12 protein-coding genes are annotated in these 16,063 nt (G+C 40.8%); 10 read left to right on the plus strand and 2 right to left on the minus strand.

Translation table 11 applies throughout. The features are described 5' to 3' along the window. Window positions 1–297: 297 nt before the first annotated feature. Window positions 298–1,305: a porphobilinogen synthase gene (gene hemB, locus AC2SLL_RS02755; protein ID WP_486530133.1), complete on the plus strand. Its 1,008-nt coding sequence runs from the start codon at window positions 298–300 to the stop codon at window positions 1,303–1,305. A gap of 289 nt (window positions 1,306–1,594) precedes the next feature. Here hemB and AC2SLL_RS02760 read toward each other — a convergent pair whose 3' ends face one another. After that, window positions 1,595–2,227 carry an OmpW/AlkL family protein gene (locus AC2SLL_RS02760; protein ID WP_486530134.1) on the minus strand — a complete coding sequence of 211 codons (633 nt, stop codon included), beginning with the start codon at window positions 2,225–2,227 and terminating at the stop codon, window positions 1,595–1,597. A gap of 616 nt (window positions 2,228–2,843) precedes the next feature. Here AC2SLL_RS02760 and AC2SLL_RS02765 point away from each other — a divergent pair. From AC2SLL_RS02765 to AC2SLL_RS02790, 6 genes are all read left to right on the plus strand, one after another. Further along, window positions 2,844–4,877 carry a UvrD-helicase domain-containing protein gene (locus AC2SLL_RS02765; RefSeq protein WP_486530135.1) on the plus strand — a complete coding sequence of 678 codons (2,034 nt, stop codon included), beginning with the start codon at window positions 2,844–2,846 and terminating at the stop codon, window positions 4,875–4,877. A gap of 146 nt (window positions 4,878–5,023) precedes the next feature. Beyond that, window positions 5,024–6,415 carry a magnesium transporter gene (locus tag AC2SLL_RS02770; RefSeq protein WP_486530136.1) on the plus strand — a complete coding sequence of 464 codons (1,392 nt, stop codon included), beginning with the start codon at window positions 5,024–5,026 and terminating at the stop codon, window positions 6,413–6,415. A gap of 166 nt (window positions 6,416–6,581) precedes the next feature. Then, window positions 6,582–7,046: a dUTP diphosphatase gene (gene dut, locus AC2SLL_RS02775; protein ID WP_486530137.1), complete on the plus strand. Its 465-nt coding sequence runs from the start codon at window positions 6,582–6,584 to the stop codon at window positions 7,044–7,046. Window positions 7,047–7,520: 474 nt separating this feature from the next. Next, a complete protein-coding gene (locus tag AC2SLL_RS02780) occupies window positions 7,521–9,338 on the plus strand; it encodes a phosphohexomutase domain-containing protein (RefSeq protein WP_486530138.1) in 1,818 nt (605 codons plus the stop codon). 297 nt (window positions 9,339–9,635) lie between these two features. Beyond that, window positions 9,636–10,547 (plus strand): acetylglutamate kinase, encoded by a 912-nt coding sequence (gene argB, locus AC2SLL_RS02785; RefSeq protein WP_486530139.1) that lies wholly within the window; start codon window positions 9,636–9,638, stop codon window positions 10,545–10,547. Window positions 10,548–10,593: 46 nt separating this feature from the next. Then, a complete protein-coding gene (locus AC2SLL_RS02790) occupies window positions 10,594–10,827 on the plus strand; it encodes a hypothetical protein (protein WP_486530140.1) in 234 nt (77 codons plus the stop codon). A gap of 65 nt (window positions 10,828–10,892) precedes the next feature. Here AC2SLL_RS02790 and AC2SLL_RS02795 read toward each other — a convergent pair whose 3' ends face one another. After that, on the minus strand, window positions 10,893–11,261 hold the full coding sequence (locus AC2SLL_RS02795) for a Spx/MgsR family RNA polymerase-binding regulatory protein (RefSeq protein ID WP_486530141.1): 369 nt from the start codon (window positions 11,259–11,261) through the stop codon (window positions 10,893–10,895). A gap of 322 nt (window positions 11,262–11,583) precedes the next feature. Between AC2SLL_RS02795 and leuS the strand changes: the two genes are divergently transcribed. The 3 genes from leuS to holA are packed head-to-tail and all read left to right on the plus strand — an operon-like array spanning window position 11,584 to window position 16,003. Next, window positions 11,584–14,247, plus strand: coding sequence for a leucine--tRNA ligase (gene leuS / locus AC2SLL_RS02800; RefSeq protein WP_486530193.1), 2,664 nt, complete (start codon window positions 11,584–11,586; stop codon window positions 14,245–14,247). After that, window positions 14,248–14,940: an LPS-assembly lipoprotein LptE gene (locus AC2SLL_RS02805; RefSeq protein WP_486530142.1), complete on the plus strand. Its 693-nt coding sequence runs from the start codon at window positions 14,248–14,250 to the stop codon at window positions 14,938–14,940. A 7-nt stretch (window positions 14,941–14,947) separates the two neighbouring features. Beyond that, a complete protein-coding gene (gene holA / locus AC2SLL_RS02810) occupies window positions 14,948–16,003 on the plus strand; it encodes a DNA polymerase III subunit delta (protein WP_486530143.1) in 1,056 nt (351 codons plus the stop codon). Window positions 16,004–16,063 lie beyond the last annotated feature (60 nt).

Raw genomic sequence — 16,063 nt, forward strand, 5'->3', positions numbered from 1 at the left:
AAACCTTTAATAAATAACCTAGAATAAACAACCTAGACGTCGATAATATACGAGGCATCTATTCTTTTTTTACAGCATACAGCTGGTTAATTTTAGATAGCTCTCATTATATCGCCTTAGTTAAAAATAAGTTATAAACTTGTATCATTTCTCGCATCCAAAACACACCCACTGCTGCGCTATACTATAATTACCATGTGGGTAGGTAGTCCATGCCACCCAATAGATAAAATAAGCAGTACGGCTACCAAAATCCTTATCATACTTTTATATGTTTTTTATTAATTAGGACTAATCATGAGTTATACCTTTAATCGTACCTTCCCTCACACTCGCTTACGCCGCCTACGGGTTAATGATAACGTTCGAGCTATGATTCGTGAAGTTGAGTTACACCCCAAGCATTTTATTGCACCTGTTTTTGTATTGAACGGTGAGAATCAGCGTGAAGCTGTGGCCAGTATGCCGGGTGTTGAACGTCTGTCCATCGATTTGTTGATTGAGCATGCCAAAGCCCTACTTAATGAGGGCGTAACTACCGTAGACATCTTTCCGGTTATTGATGCGAGTTTAAAAACAGAAGACGGTAGAGCTGCCTATGATCCAGATGGCTTAGCGTGCCGTGCGGTACGTGCTCTAAAAAAAGAAGTACCCGATATGGTGGTCATGACAGATGTGGCGTTAGATCCCTACACCACTCATGGTCAGGATGGATTGATAGATGAAAGTGGTTATGTGGTTAATGATGCTACTGTCGAGGTCTTAGTTGAACAAGCCTTAGCTCATGCCCGTGCAGGCGCTGACATTATATCGCCAAGTGATATGATGGATGGGAGAATACTAGCGATACGTGAAGCCTTTGAAGAAGAAGGGTTTGTCAATACCAGCATTATGGCTTACTCCGCCAAGTATGCGTCTGCTTATTATGGTCCTTTCCGTGATGCGGTAGGCAGTGCCGGAAATTTAAAAGGCGGTCATAAAAAACAATACCAAATGGATTTTGGTAACCGTGCCGAAGCCTTGCATGAGGTGGCTATGGATATTAATGAAGGGGCTGATATGGTCATGATTAAACCCGGCCAACCTTACCTAGACTTAATTCGTGAAGTCAAAAATACCTTTGGGGTACCTACCTTCGCCTATCAAGTATCTGGCGAGTACGCTATGCATATGGCGGCTATACAAAAAGGCTGGTTATCTGATGCAGTTATACTGGAATCCCTCATCGGCTTCCGCCGTGCTGGTGCTGATGGTATTCTTACTTATTTTGCTTTAGAGGCCGCTAAGCAGTTAAATAAGCTATAACCTAACCTGTAACCTTATACTCTTCAACGAGCGGATTTGCGCAATCGCTGCTTTAATAGCCAAATACTTTCAAATCAGTGACAGTGTTAACCTTGTTAAGCATGCTCGTATAGTACGTACACTCGGTTGCGGTGCCCTTTACTTGTATAAAAGGGTTTCAGCTATTAGTTTTAGCCATAAAAAAATCCCCGTAATTGTACGGGGATTTTTAACGAAACCAGTTCTGAATGGACTGAGCTTTTAATAAAATTAATCGTCAATATCCATTACTTTCCCAAACGTTTTTGAATTAGAAACGTTTGACGTAAGAGATGCCATATACCCAAGGATTAATCTCTACTGTACCAATATCAGCACCATTCAACTCTACGTCTGGCTCAAGGTCAATATAGCGAGCATCTAAACGAACGGAGTCAGTTGGATTGATTTTGAAGTCAACACCCACATGACCTGCCACGCCCCAGCTATCATCAATATCTAAGTCATTACCATTATCTAAATAGATACGTTCTTTAAAGAACGTTGTATAGTTTGCACCTACCCCAACAAAAGGCTTAACTGAAGAGTTTAGACCATCAAAATGATACTGTAACGATAACGTTGGTGGAAGATGTTGTGTCTGAGCTTTAATGATATTACCATCTGCATCTTTCAAATCGATATCGTGATGAAATGGCAAAGCTGCTAATAGCTCAACACCAATATTATCTGCAACAAAGTATTCGCCAGTGATTGTAGGACGCACATCAGAATCAACGTCCACAGCCAATGTTCCATTAGCCAATGAGCCGTTACCACTTTCTGGGTCGACATATCCAGCACCCACGCCCACCGTCCAAGTGCCTGCTGTTTCTGCCATTGCAGGTGTTATGCTTAAACCTGCAGCCAGTGCAGCTAATATCAATGCTTGACGTTTAATCATAGTTTCCTCAACTTATTTAAATGATAGATAAAGTGCTAAAATAACTGAAATAAGATTAGGCTTAAAAGTTAATAACCAACAGTTAGTTTATTTCTACTTTCTAACTGTCTAGTTTGATTATATTAAATATCCTTAAACTTTGTAAGGTGTTTTAACCAAAAAGATACGACTTGCTAGTCGGCTATTTTGGTTGGCTTTTTTAATTTTTCAAATCCTATTATTGCTTTCTAATGCCTCAAAATTTTTATGACATCAGATACTATAAAGGTTATATGTTTATCTGTATAACTACCCGTCATTATGATCTCAAACACTATGATTTCAACATTAGTACTTTTCAATTAATGCATTCTAGGTAACAAGTCTCCTAGCTTTTACCTTACTGTTCATTAGCACTGGTAATGGTGATCACTCATAGATAGTCTTATATAAAGCAGTTGTGATTTCATCTTTACCACCTATAATAACCACTCTGTAACTTATGACCTTTATTTAATAGGCAAAGTTTTACGACTTACTGCAAAGAGCATAGTTTTACCACTCGCTACAATATGAATAGTATAAATAATCAAGAAACCCTATTTCATCTAGTCAAAAATCAAATTAAAGGTACACCATGAGCAAGCTCAATCCCAAACAACAAGAGGCCATGACCTATGTGTCCGGTCCCCTCCTCGTTCTAGCGGGTGCAGGCTCAGGTAAAACGTCAGTTATCACGCGAAAAATCGCTTATCTTATCGAACAATGTAATGTTCCTGCTGAACGTATTACGGCAGTAACTTTTACCAATAAAGCCGCACGCGAAATGAAAGCCCGTGTTTCCTCTTTAATGCCCAAAGATAAAATACGCGGTCTAACAGTCTCAACCTTCCATCAATTTGGATTACAGTTTTTACGCTATGAGCTGCTGCACACCCCTTTAAAAGGCAATTTCTCTATTATGGATGCCGACGATAGTAAGCGGCTACTTATGGAGCTTATGATGCGTGACAATTTATCTGGCGCAGAAAGTAGAGAGCTTGTCGGAAAAGCCATCAAGTTTATCTCTGATTGGAAAAACGACTTAATCGAACCTGAAAAAGCGATGGAAACGCTTGATGACCCTGAAGACATGATATTTGCCACGCTTTATGCCTTATATGAGCGCAACTTGCGGGCTTACAACGCCGTAGATTTCGATGATTTAATTGTTTTACCTGCTAAAATATTGCGTGAAAATGCACAGCTAAGAGATAAATGGCAAAACCGTATTCGCTATCTACTCGTTGATGAATATCAAGATACCAACACTGCCCAGTACGAGCTGATTAAGCTTATTGTAGGCCCTTTGGGTAAGTTTACGGTGGTCGGCGACGATGACCAATCTATCTACGCATGGCGTGGCGCACGTCCAGAGAATATGGCGCTGCTCAAAGAGGATTTCCCCAAGCTAAAAGTGATTAAACTTGAGCAAAACTACCGTTCTACCAATCGTATTTTAAGTGCGGCTAACCAAGTCATCATGAATAATGAGCATTTATTTGATAAAGCGCTGTGGTCAGAAAAAGGTCAAGGCGAGAAGATTCGTATCATTAATTGCCGTAATGATGATGATGAATCTGAGCGAGTCGCTAAAGAGATTGTGACTCATAAACTGCGCTTTGGTAACGAATGGGAGCAATATGCCGTTTTATATCGCAGTAACTTCCAAGCGCGTATGTTAGAAGCACAGCTGCGACAACTACAAGTACCTTATAAACTCTCAGGGGGTCAATCATTTTTTGCACGTAGTGAGATTAAAGATGTGATGGGCTACTTACGCTTGATACTAAACCCTGAGGATGACAGCGCATTTTTACGTATTGTGAATACCCCAAAGCGAGGACTAGGACCGGCTACTTTAGAAAAGTTGGGCTTATTTGCTCAAGAGCATAGCATCTCACTATTGGCGTCCTGTACTCATGGCGGGCTTGGTCATGTATTACCAATAAAGGCGTATAGTACTCTTAAAGAATTTGGCGAATTTATTGAGCACTATACGCGCGAGCTTGATCAACACCCCGATCCTGTACCGCTAGTGCGCCAGTTGATCGATGAAACGGGCTATATCGATTTTGTGCGTTCGGATTCCAAAACCCCGCAGCAAGAAAAAAACCGGATTGACAATATTGAGGTGTTGTACACCAGCATCCAAGCGCTTATTAACCGTGCAGAAGACGATGATGACAAAACTATTGATGCGGTTATTCGCAAACTGGTATTGCTTGATATGCTTGAACAACAGCAAGAGGAAGAAAATACCAACAAGGTAAACTTGATGACATTGCATGCCGCCAAGGGTCTAGAGTTCGATTTTGTCTACATAATGGGCTTAGAGGAGGAGCTACTTCCCCATCGAAACTCTATTATCGGAGAGACTATTGAAGAAGAACGCCGTTTGATGTACGTAGGGATTACCCGCGCTCGCCGTGAGTTAACCCTAACCTTGGCAGCCCAGCGCCGCGGTGGTGGCCAAATGCGTACAACGACACAAAGCCGCTTTTTAGAGGAGCTGCCTGAAGAGCACTTAGATTGGCCAGCCAATGCCAAAAAGAAAAAAGCCGAACGCGACCCCCAAGTTGTTGCTGCTGAATACATGGCAAATATTAAAGCGCTTTTAAAAAAGAAATAAAGGCTTGGTAAAGGCTAAAACTTAACCAAATATTAATCATGCAAGTCCATAAAAATATTGTAAAATAACCTCAAAATGGCAGGAGTCACTCCTGTCATTTTTGTTTTTAACTTATTTTTTATTCTATCAACTGATTAGGGGCGCGTATGTCAAGCAATACTGAACAAGCATTCAAGCAAGATATTCCCCCCGAAAGTTATGACCGTGCTGAAGATAAACTTATTTATCTACAAAGCCTAGTTGCTGATAACGATTTGCCATTGATAGCAGACTTTTTAAATGAGCAGTCTGAATATGAGATTGCTAACCTGCTTGAATCCTTCCCAAGTGACGATCGCAAGATAATTTGGTCACAAGTTCCAGTAGAGATTAAAGGTGAGGTGCTTGCTGAGGTTGAAGGTGATATTCGTCCATCCTTGATGGAAAATATGCTCGCAGGCGAAATTGAAATCCTTGCTGAAGATCTCGACGCTCAGGATATTGCTGAGATTTTAGATACTGTCGATGATACAGTTCGTACAGAGGTCATGTCTAATCTGGATGATGATATTCGCCTACAAGTTAGCCAATTAAATACTTATGAAGAGTATGAAGTTGGTGATTACATGGATCCAGACACCATCCAGATTAAAGGCAATATTACGTTAGAACAAGTCCAAGAATTCTTGCGCGAAGATGAAGATTTATTAGATGACCAAACCCAAGAGCTAATTGTAGTAGACACAAGTAATCAGTTGCTCGGACTACTGAGCTTAGTTGATTTAATTAAATACCCACAACAGTCTATGGTTGAGCAGTGGATTGATCCTGCGATTACTATTAATGATCGCATGGATATTCAAGATGCGGCAGCCGTCTTTCGTTCATCAGACATTCGTTACGCTCCGGTGGTAAATAGCTTTGGCGAATTGGTCGGCCAGCTTAATGCTGAAGACATCATGGAAATTATTCGTGATGATGTTGATAGCACCATGAAGCACTTAGCCGGTGTCAGTGATGATGAAGAACTATTTGCGCCTATTTTACGCAGTGCCAAAAGCCGAAGTGTGTGGTTGGGTATTAACTTATTAACCGCATTATTGGCGGCTGCGGTAATCGGCCAATTTGAAGCAGTATTGGCTCAAGTCGTCGCTTTGGCCGTCCTAATGCCAGTCGTTGCTAGTATGGGTGGCATCTCTGGTAGCCAGACGCTAACCGTTGTTATACGCGGTTTGGCAATGGGGCAAATTGGGGGGTCTAACCGAGTTTGGTTAATGAATAAAGAGCTATGGGTTGGGGCGATTAATGGGATTATTTGGGCGCTTATTATGGCGGGCATTGCTCAGCTTTGGTTCCATGATCCAAGGATTAGCTTGGTCATAGGCTGTGCGATCGCCATCAATATGACCGCAGCAAATGTTGCTGGCATTAGTATTCCTTTACTATTGAAGCGTATGGATATTGACCCAGCCCTTTCAGCATCGGTCATTTTGACCACAGTAACCGATATTGTTGGCTTTATGTCATTCTTAGGACTTGCCAGCATTCTAATATTATAGCTTATTACCGATTACCGAATACCGAATACCGATTTTAAAGTATGACGTCTATTTTAAGAAAATAAGCCTGTCAGTTTTATTTAAGTAACGATTTTTAAAATTTCGCTAATCCATATCCAGATTAAAGCCTTAACCAAAATATTTTTTATCAGATGAGAGGTAAGATATGAACTCCGTACAAGTTAAGATCTTAAATTCTAAAATTGGCAACGACCCCGCTTTCCCCATGCCAACTCGGGCAACAGATGGCTCAGCCGGTATTGACTTACGTGCTTGTATTGATGAGCCTATGACTATTAAAGCCGGCGAAACAAAGCTCATTGGTACTGGTATGGCAATTTATATTGCTGATCCTAATTATGCCGGTATTATCCTGCCCCGCTCTGGACTTGGTCATAAACATGGTATTGTACTGGGTAACTTGGTGGGGCTTATTGATGCCGATTATCAAGGCGAGTTGATGGTCAGTGTCTGGAACCGAAGTGACAGGGATTTCATACTTAATCCTGCTGAACGTATGGCACAATATATGGTAGTGCCAGTCGTACGCCCTAAGTTTGAGATTGTTGACAATTTCAATGAACTAAGTGCGCGCGGTGCAGGTGGCTTTGGACATTCTGGTAGAAAATAGCCATCGAATATTCTCCAAAACCAAATTAAAAACACATGTAATTGCTAAGAGAAAACACATGTAATTACTAAAAGTAAGTAGATTTAACGATTTTGAACATGCTTTTTTGCGTTTGCGCAATGTATTGGACAACATACTTTATTCAAAACAACAATAAAAAAATTGTCCTGTAACTTCAAACACTTACCCCGTTTAAAACGACCCATTTAATCAATAGGTCGTTTTTTTGTTATAGTTAAAGAAGACTAAAATGGTTACAAGGCAACCGAGTGCAAGTACTACTGGAGTAGGCTTAACGAGGTTAACGCCGTAACCATTTAGTAGTACGCTGACTATAGTAAATCAGCATTCATTACCTCCTGTCCTGTATATCAGACAGATTAACCAATCATAACGCTTTATACTTTATTAAGTAACACTTTAAAGTTATGATTGAAACTATTCGTTACATTTAATGTAGTGTGGGAGAACATTTTGTCGTCGCATTCCTATTCGGCTCAACGTGCTTTATTTAAAGCCTATGATATTCGCGGTAAACATACCTTGTTTACCGATGCTTTTGTCTGGGATTTAAGCCGCGTATTTGCTAATGACTTACTTCTAAAAACTAAGCAAATAAACACTCAGCACCTTACTACTGAAAGCTCAAATACCAAGAGACCCACTGTTGTTATCGGCTATGACACACGCCAAGGTAGTCTAGCAATTGCACAAAAATTTGCATATACCTTTAGCCAATCTGGGATAAATGTGGTCTGGATTGGACTGGTTACCACCCCTATAATGGCGTTTTGGGCAAATCAGTATGAAGGGCATGGTTTTATTGCAACGGCAAGTCACTCAGCGAGACATATTAATGGATTAAAATGGCTACTCTTTGGCGAATCACCGAGCAGCTCATACATCGAGCAGCTGTATACTCAATTAGCAGATTTGCAAACTGCAACCATAAATAAGAATGCCCCTGCTGATAAAGCGACTGATTTTGAGGCCTTTGAGTATAACTTGCCACACTTAACGGTTCTAACAAAGTCAAAAGTCACTGATGACTATATCAACATGACCGTACGTGCCATTGAACAAGTCCATATCCAATCAGATTCAAATATAACCCCTTCTGACCCGCTTAAAATTGTCATCGACTGTTTAAACGGAGCGACTGGACCTTATGCTCATGCTTTTTTTACCAAGCATCCAAGCTTATGCTCAGAGGTCATTGTGCTTAATGACAACCCAGATGGTAATTTCCCTAAAGGAAATCCTGATCCAACAGAATCTGGACGCCTAAACGAATTGAGTTTGGCAGTTTTAACTCATCAAGCCGATATTGGCTTAGCGTTTGATGGGGATGGAGACCGCTTAATGGTCGTGGACAATCAAGGCAAAGTAATTGCGCCAGATCATCTTTTATACTTATTAGCTCTAGTTGCCCTTGACGGTGTGGAGAGGTCTAATAATCCTCATCACGAAACAGTCATTTTTGATGTTAAGTGTTCACACCACTTGCCCAAGCTCATTGAGAAAATAGGGGCAACGCCCCAAATGACTAAAACAGGCAGCAGCCTAATGCGTAGAGCACTGCAAACGGCAGATAAAACCACTGATAATCAAGCCCTATTTGCAGGCGAGCTATCTGGTCATTTTTTATTTAATGATGGTTATTTTACTTTGCATGATGATGCCATGTATGCCGCATTGCGTTTAATAAACTGGTTAAACTGTAAGCCTAAACACCAATCACATCAGCAATTCATAGCTCAGTCTTTACATGAGGCACATGATACGAAGCTGCATTCACAAACTCAACCTGTAGCTCAACAGTTACCAAACTGCTTATCCTGCATCATTGAACAACTACCAAATATGGTAAGTACCTCCGATGTGTATTTGCCACTAACCTTTTATAGAGTCACAAATCGTGTTAATTCATCTGATGAAAACGTCCTTTTATCTAGACTTTCAAACTTGTGTCAAACACTAGAAAAGAATTGTTTACCCAGTCAATCTCATCATAGTTTTACTGAGCACTGTCAAACAGCTTTAATTAATAAAGCTAGCAAATTTGGACTGCCCAAAAACACCCTCTTAACAACGATTGATGGCATTCGCTTGGATTTCCCAAACGGCTTTGGCGTGATACGTAAATCAAATACCAGCAACTGCTTGACGGTTCGTTTTGCTGGTAACTCCTTATCTGATTTAAAAGACATCCAACACTATTTTGTTATGTTATGTGAATCATTAGACAGTAATTTAGCCAATCATATAGCCAATATTCCCGCAACAGCGTAAAATAGTTTTATTACTTTAAAATACCCCCAAATCATAACCAGTGATAGTCAGACTTACTTAACTACAAAGTTGACTAATAACCAATCACAACCTTTACACATAAGCGCTGTTAAACCTCATAGCCTTTGAATATAAGCCCCTAAATATTAAAGTCTATTAACAGCATACCTTTTACTGAAAGATTTTGATTGAAAAGGTCTTGTTTAATACAGTCTGTAACTCATAAACTCTATAGCTCTTAACTTATATCTCATATAATAAACCGACAATTCTTCAAGATAACAAACAGAGTCTAATATGTCATTAAACCTTGCCGAAGCAAAAACCACTGCCCAAGTTCTTACCACTGCCTTACCGTATATTCAACGCTTTGAAGATAAAATCATTGTCGTTAAATATGGCGGAAACGCTATGACTGACCCCGAACTCGAAAGCTCTTTTGCGCGTGACATTGTGCTGTTAAAAACGGTAGGCCTGCACCCTGTTGTAGTCCATGGTGGCGGACCTCAAGTGGATAACCTATTAAAAGAATTGGGTCGTCAATCAAATCGTATTGATGGCATGAGAGTAACGGACAAACCTACTATGGATGTTGTTGAGATGGTCCTAGGGGGTAGTGTTAATAAGTCTATTGTCAGCCTTATTAATAAACACGGAGGCCGTGCGATTGGACTTACCGGCAAAGATGCGAATCTTATTCGAGCAAGAAAGCTATTGATGAATAAAACTGACAGTGAGGGTCTCTCTACTGAAGTTGACTTAGGTTTTGTGGGTGAAGTGGTCAGCGTTAATAAAGATGTCATTCAAATGTTGATTGCTTCAAACTTTATTCCCGTTATTGCACCAATCGGTGTAGATAATGACGGCAATAGTTACAATATCAATGCCGACTTAGTGGCTGGCAAAGTAGCTGAGTTTTTGCAGGCTGAAAAGCTTATGCTGTTGACTAATATCAAGGGTGTATTGGATAAAAGCGGACAAGTGGTTACAGGTCTAACCCCTAAAAAAGTAGATGCGCTAATCGAAGATGGTACTATATCTGGTGGGATGATACCCAAAATTCAATGCGCGTTAGATGCGGTACGAAGTGGGGTCAAAAGTGCGGTTATTGTGGATGGCCGAGTTCCAAACGCTACCTTACTTGAAGTCTTTACCAATGAAGGTGTGGGGACATTAATTAGCCGTGACCTAAATTCAGAGCTCGTATAGGTTTTACTATAGTTAAAGGCGGTAAGTTTATAAAAAGGGTTGAGGAATGTCTCTCTCTGTTTGGTCACTGATATTTATACTACATAGTCTATTTAGTTGGTGGATAATCGGCTTTGGTGGTGCGAAGTGGGTGGAAGGATTGAAGGCATTTTTTTTAATTGATTGGTTTACGTTAGATTGGAATAGCGAACAAATCAGGTTCTATGTTTTAATTCTTTGGATAGTCAGTATAGTTTGGTTTATTGTTGGCGTTTTTAGACCTGAGCTAAGAGCATTTTAACCCAGGGCTTTTCAATTACTTTCTAAATAATTACTTTCTAAATAATTACTCCGTTTTGGGCAAGTCTAAGAGGCAAATGTTGACTCAAAATCCTCTTCTTTAAACCCACAAAGCAAAATAGGTTTACCTTTATAGTCTCCTTCGACAATTGGTCGTTTAATCATACTTGTATTAGCAACCAATAAGTCAATGGCATCATCCGCATTGGTATCAGCTGCTTGTTTTTGTTTCTCAGAAAGCTTCCGCCATGTCGTACCACGTCTATTGAGTACTTTGTCGATGCCGAGCTCATCTACCCAGCGCTGTACACTGGCTTTGTCGATACCTTGCTTTTTGTAATCATAAAACGCATAAGGCATATTTAGCTCATCCAATTTATTAAATGCTTTTTTCATGGTGCTACAGGCTTTAATGCCATAAATTGTGATGTTCATTACCGCTCCTTTATATTAAAACTCATAACATAATGATATTACTGACATGTTTTAAAAAAATTGAATCCTTCACCTTTACCAAAAAAGTAATAATGATACAAACCAATCTCTCATTATAATTGGCTCATAACATCGCAATTTTAGTCAATTTACGCTATCCTATCGTATCAAATTCTACCTATTATTTTTAACTAAAATAGTATTAATAAAATCGTCAATTCCTCTTTCACACTATAATTTATAACTTTGAGCCAATTTCATTATGACTAACACGCGTAATACAGTAACAGAAGACCAATTAGACCATATGAATCCAAGCAGTATGTACCCAAACAGTAATACCAATGCCAATACCAATACCAATCCGAACCATTACTACCCTCAAGCTATTGAGGCAGAACAACAAGCTAAATGGGCAGCTGACAAGCGTTTTGAAGTCAGTAATAATATCAAACATACTAACACCCGTTATATGCTGTCCATGTTCCCATATCCAAGCGGCAAGCTACACATGGGGCACGTTAGAAACTACACCATTAGTGATGTGTTAAGCCGTTATTACCGTTTAAAAGGCGATACTGTATTACAGCCAATGGGCTGGGACGCCTTTGGGATGCCTGCCGAAAATGCTGCCATTGCCAACCAAGTTGCCCCTGCTAAATGGACGTTTGCTAACATTGATAACATGCGTGGTCAGCTTAAAACACTCGGCTTATCTATCGATTGGTCACGTGAATTTGCTACCTGTACACCTGAATATTACCGATGGGAACAGTGGTTTTTCTTGCAGCTTTATAAAAAAGGCTTAGTCTATAAAAAACTGGCTACTGTTAACTGGGATCCAGTGGATAACACGGTGCTCGCAAACGAGCAAGTTATTGATGGAAAAGGCTGGCGAAGTGGTGCACCAGTTGAAAAACGCGATATACCTATGTATTACTTTAAGATTACTGACTATGCTGATGAGCTGCTTGATGATTTAGATAAGCTCGAAGGACAATGGCCAAGCGATGTCATTACAATGCAACGCAATTGGATTGGCCGTAGTCAAGGGATGGAAGTGCACTTTCCTTATAAAAACCGTGACGATATCAGTACCTTAGACGTGTTTACCACCCGTCCAGATACGTTAATGGGTGTCACTTATGTGGCAGTTGCTGCAGAACACCGTTTAGCCAAGCTGGCTGCTGAACAGAATCCAGAAATTGCGGCATTCTGCGAAGAATGTAGAAAAGGCTCGGTTGCTGAAGCAGACATAGCACAAGCTGAAAAAGTTGGTATGGATACAGGACTGACGGTTACTCACCCACTAACTGGCAAAGAAGTGCCTGTCTGGGTGGCAAACTATGTGCTTATGAGCTATGGCTCAGGGGCGGTCATGGCTGTGCCAGCACACGATGAACGTGATTATGAATTTGCCACCAAATACAACCTACCAATTAAGAGGGTTATTAAAACTCCCGAAGACCATGAAGGACCTTATACGGAGCGTGGCATTTTAGTTAACTCAGGCGAATTTGATGGCCTTGATTTTGAGGGATCATTTGAGGCCATGCTTGCAAAGCTTGAACCGAAGGACCTAGCCAATCGCAAAATCCAATATCGCTTAAGAGATTGGGGTGTATCACGTCAACGTTATTGGGGCTGCCCAATCCCAATGGTTAATTGTGAATATTGTGGTAACGTGCCGGTTGAAGAGTCTGACCTGCCAATTAAGTTACCGACTGATGTCGTTCCCGATGGCCGTGGTAATCCTCTAAAAAACATACCCGAGTTTGTTAATACCACCTGTCCAAAATGTGGGGGTCCGGCTGAACGTGAAACCGATACCTTTGATACGTTTATGGAATCTAGCTGGTATTATGCTCGTTTCGCCAGTCCAAATGATGACACTCAAATGGTCGATAAATCAGCAGCAGATACTTGGTTACCTGTAGATCAGTACGTAGGCGGTGTTGAGCATGCAGTTATGCACTTATTATATGCCCGTTTTTATCACAAATTAATGCGAGATGAAGGCTTAGTGTCTGGCGATGAGCCCTTTAAGAATCTACTGACCCAAGGTATGGTATTGGCTGGTACTCTTTATCGTGACAATGAAGATGGCAGTAAGACCTACTATTTTGCAGAGGATGTTGACATCAATTATGATGATCGTGGTCAGCCAATTAATGCTACTTTGAAAGCAGATGGGTTGCCTGTCACTATTGGTAAGATTGAGAAAATGTCAAAATCTAAGAACAATGGGGTTGATCCACAAACCACTATTGATGAATACGGTGCCGATACTGTTCGCCTCTACACACTATTTGCCGCACCTGCAGATCAAACCCTTGAGTGGTCAGATGATTCATTAAAAGGACCATACAACTTTTTGAAAAAAGTATGGCGTAGCGTAACCGACCATTTACAAGTATTAGACAATCACACCCTGTCTGGCGCAGACCTACCCGCTGTTTCAAGTTTACATAATAGTTTTGATAAAGCGTCAAAAGATCTGCGACGCAAGACACATGAAACTATTGCTAAAATTGATAATGACCTAGGTCAGCGTTTGTCTTTAAATACCCCCGTCTCTAGCTTAATGGAACTTGCCAATGAGTTAAGTGCTTATAAAGCTGACACAAGCCAAGCGGTAGAAACAACGCTTGCCGTGCAACACGAAGCCATTGTTGCCTTGCTAACTATGTTGTCTGCCTATGCCCCACATATTGCTGAACATTTACTTGAAAAGTTAGGCGTTGATACCACTAAACTTGTGTACCCTTCGCTTGATGAATCTGCCTTAGTACAAGATACTATTACCATGGTAGTGCAAGTCAATGGCAAAGTACGAGGCAAGATGGAAGTTGCGCCAGACAGTGATGCAGAATCACTAAAAGCACAAGCTAAAGCCATTGATAGCGTTTCTAAGTATCTAACGGGCGAGATTAAGAAAGAAATTGTCGTACCTAATAAATTAGTGAACATTGTGGTGGTCGGATAAATGAAAATATTAAAGGCAGTAGTCGACACTAAAGCGTTAAAAGCAAGAGATGACAAGCTGTGTTCCTTCTTTAAAGCCAGTTGCCTATCAGCCTTAATATTTGCCCCAACATTGCTAGCAGGTTGCGGCTTTCACCTGCGTGGTCTCGAAACGCCTATGAGCTACGTGGTAAGTAGTACCGCATTACACCTACCAGATGACAGTAGCAGTTTTTATTTAAAACAGCCGCTTAAGCAGAGCCTCAATGCGGTTGGTGTTAATGTTGTAGATGATATTGGTCGTCAAATTAATGATTCAAACCAACAGTATACCGCAGCCATTACTGTCGATAATATCCGCTTTAAAAAATATGAGCTCGTGGGGGTGTTAACCGAAGTGCGTCTGGTATTATCCGCTGATGTAACTTACCAAACCCTAAGTAATATTGAAGGTCAAATTGGTAAGCCAATAACGGTTAAAAACCCTATTCAGGTAGAGCGCAGTTATCAGTTTAACGAGGCAACCGTGAGTGTCGAAGATCAACAGGGGGAGCAAATTCGTGATTGGCTCTATGACAGTCTTGCAAAACGCATAGCAGACCAATACGTAGCACTAAACTTGCCTAGAGTTGCGCCTCACACTATATCCACGGCACCGACTGCTGAGTCTGTTAAAAAAACCAATTCAACGCCATCATCCACACAGATGAACTGATTAAGTTATGCAAGATACCTTTCTTAATATTTATCCAAAAATCGCTAATGATCAGACCAGCGAACGTTATAACCTTTCAGGTTTGTGGTTAGCGCATGGTGATGAGCCTTTGCTACATCAGTGGTTAATAGATGCCATGCGTAGCACATGGCGAACACAAAGCTTAATGACTAAACGTGTTGATCTGTTATCGCCTAAATCATGGCAAGATGTACTCAGTGAGCTTAACAGCTTATCTTTATTTGATGATGCTACCGCAGTTGTCGTAACTGGTAACCATAAGCCAGACAAATATACACAGGATGAGCTTGAGGCCTTTGCTTTAGAGTCTCAGGGTGGCAATAACGACAACTGCCTAGTGTGGCTGACTGCAAAAATAGACAAGCGTGCCCAATCCAGCAAATGGTTTGTGCCATTTGCTAAATTGGGTAACGTTGTTGACTGTAATCTTTACAATGAAAATCAGCGGCAGCAGCTGTTGTCAATTCACGCCAATAGATTCGGATTGAACTTAACCTCCGATGCTTGGCAGTTTCTAATGCTACAAACTGAGCATCATTTATTAAGTGCCTACCAAGCATTGTGGCGCTTATCCTATTTATTTGCCGACAAAATAAGTCAAATTACCCCTGACACGCCTACAAATCTCGTGGATGTAGACGTTGAAGCATTGCAGAATGCGCTGGTTAGCGATGCCCAATACAGTGTTTTTGATTTATCAGATGCGATGCTCGCTGGTAATACAGCACAGGTTATTAAAATAGTAGAACAGTTACGTGCAACCGACGAACCAACGCCTTTGGTGCTATGGGCCATTAATAAAGATATGCGCTTAATAATGCAGCTTATGGATGGTCAAGACCCTCAGAGTATTGGTATATGGCGCAATAAACAATCGCTATTTCAAAACGCCTGTCGTAGGCACTCTCCCCACTCTACTGCCGATTGGTCAGATATTTTGTACCAATGTGATAAAGCCGTTAAAGGGGTTATTCATCAGCCTGCTTGGGAGCTTATCTTACAAGCAGCCCTACGAGTTACTGGAGTACAGTTATTTGCTTAACTTTTCCCAGTTTTTTTCTTCAAGACATCTGGCAAATTTTACTTAAAAAACGTATTACGA

It is taken from the genome of Psychrobacter sp. CX97 (assembly GCF_057396285.1).

Coding starts and splice junctions, on each gene's coding strand:
- hemB (WP_486530133.1), top strand. CDS start 298: ATGAGTTATACCTTTAATCGTACCTTCCCTCACACTCGCTTACGCCGC.
- AC2SLL_RS02760 (WP_486530134.1), bottom strand. CDS start 2,227: ATGATTAAACGTCAAGCATTGATATTAGCTGCACTGGCTGCAGGTTTA.
- AC2SLL_RS02765 (WP_486530135.1), top strand. CDS start 2,844: ATGAGCAAGCTCAATCCCAAACAACAAGAGGCCATGACCTATGTGTCC.
- AC2SLL_RS02770 (WP_486530136.1), top strand. CDS start 5,024: ATGTCAAGCAATACTGAACAAGCATTCAAGCAAGATATTCCCCCCGAA.
- dut (WP_486530137.1), top strand. CDS start 6,582: ATGAACTCCGTACAAGTTAAGATCTTAAATTCTAAAATTGGCAACGAC.
- argB (WP_486530139.1), top strand. CDS start 9,636: ATGTCATTAAACCTTGCCGAAGCAAAAACCACTGCCCAAGTTCTTACC.
- AC2SLL_RS02790 (WP_486530140.1), top strand. CDS start 10,594: ATGTCTCTCTCTGTTTGGTCACTGATATTTATACTACATAGTCTATTT.
- AC2SLL_RS02795 (WP_486530141.1), bottom strand. CDS start 11,261: ATGAACATCACAATTTATGGCATTAAAGCCTGTAGCACCATGAAAAAA.
- leuS (WP_486530193.1), top strand. CDS start 11,584: ATGTACCCAAACAGTAATACCAATGCCAATACCAATACCAATCCGAAC.
- AC2SLL_RS02805 (WP_486530142.1), top strand. CDS start 14,248: ATGAAAATATTAAAGGCAGTAGTCGACACTAAAGCGTTAAAAGCAAGA.
- holA (WP_486530143.1), top strand. CDS start 14,948: ATGCAAGATACCTTTCTTAATATTTATCCAAAAATCGCTAATGATCAG.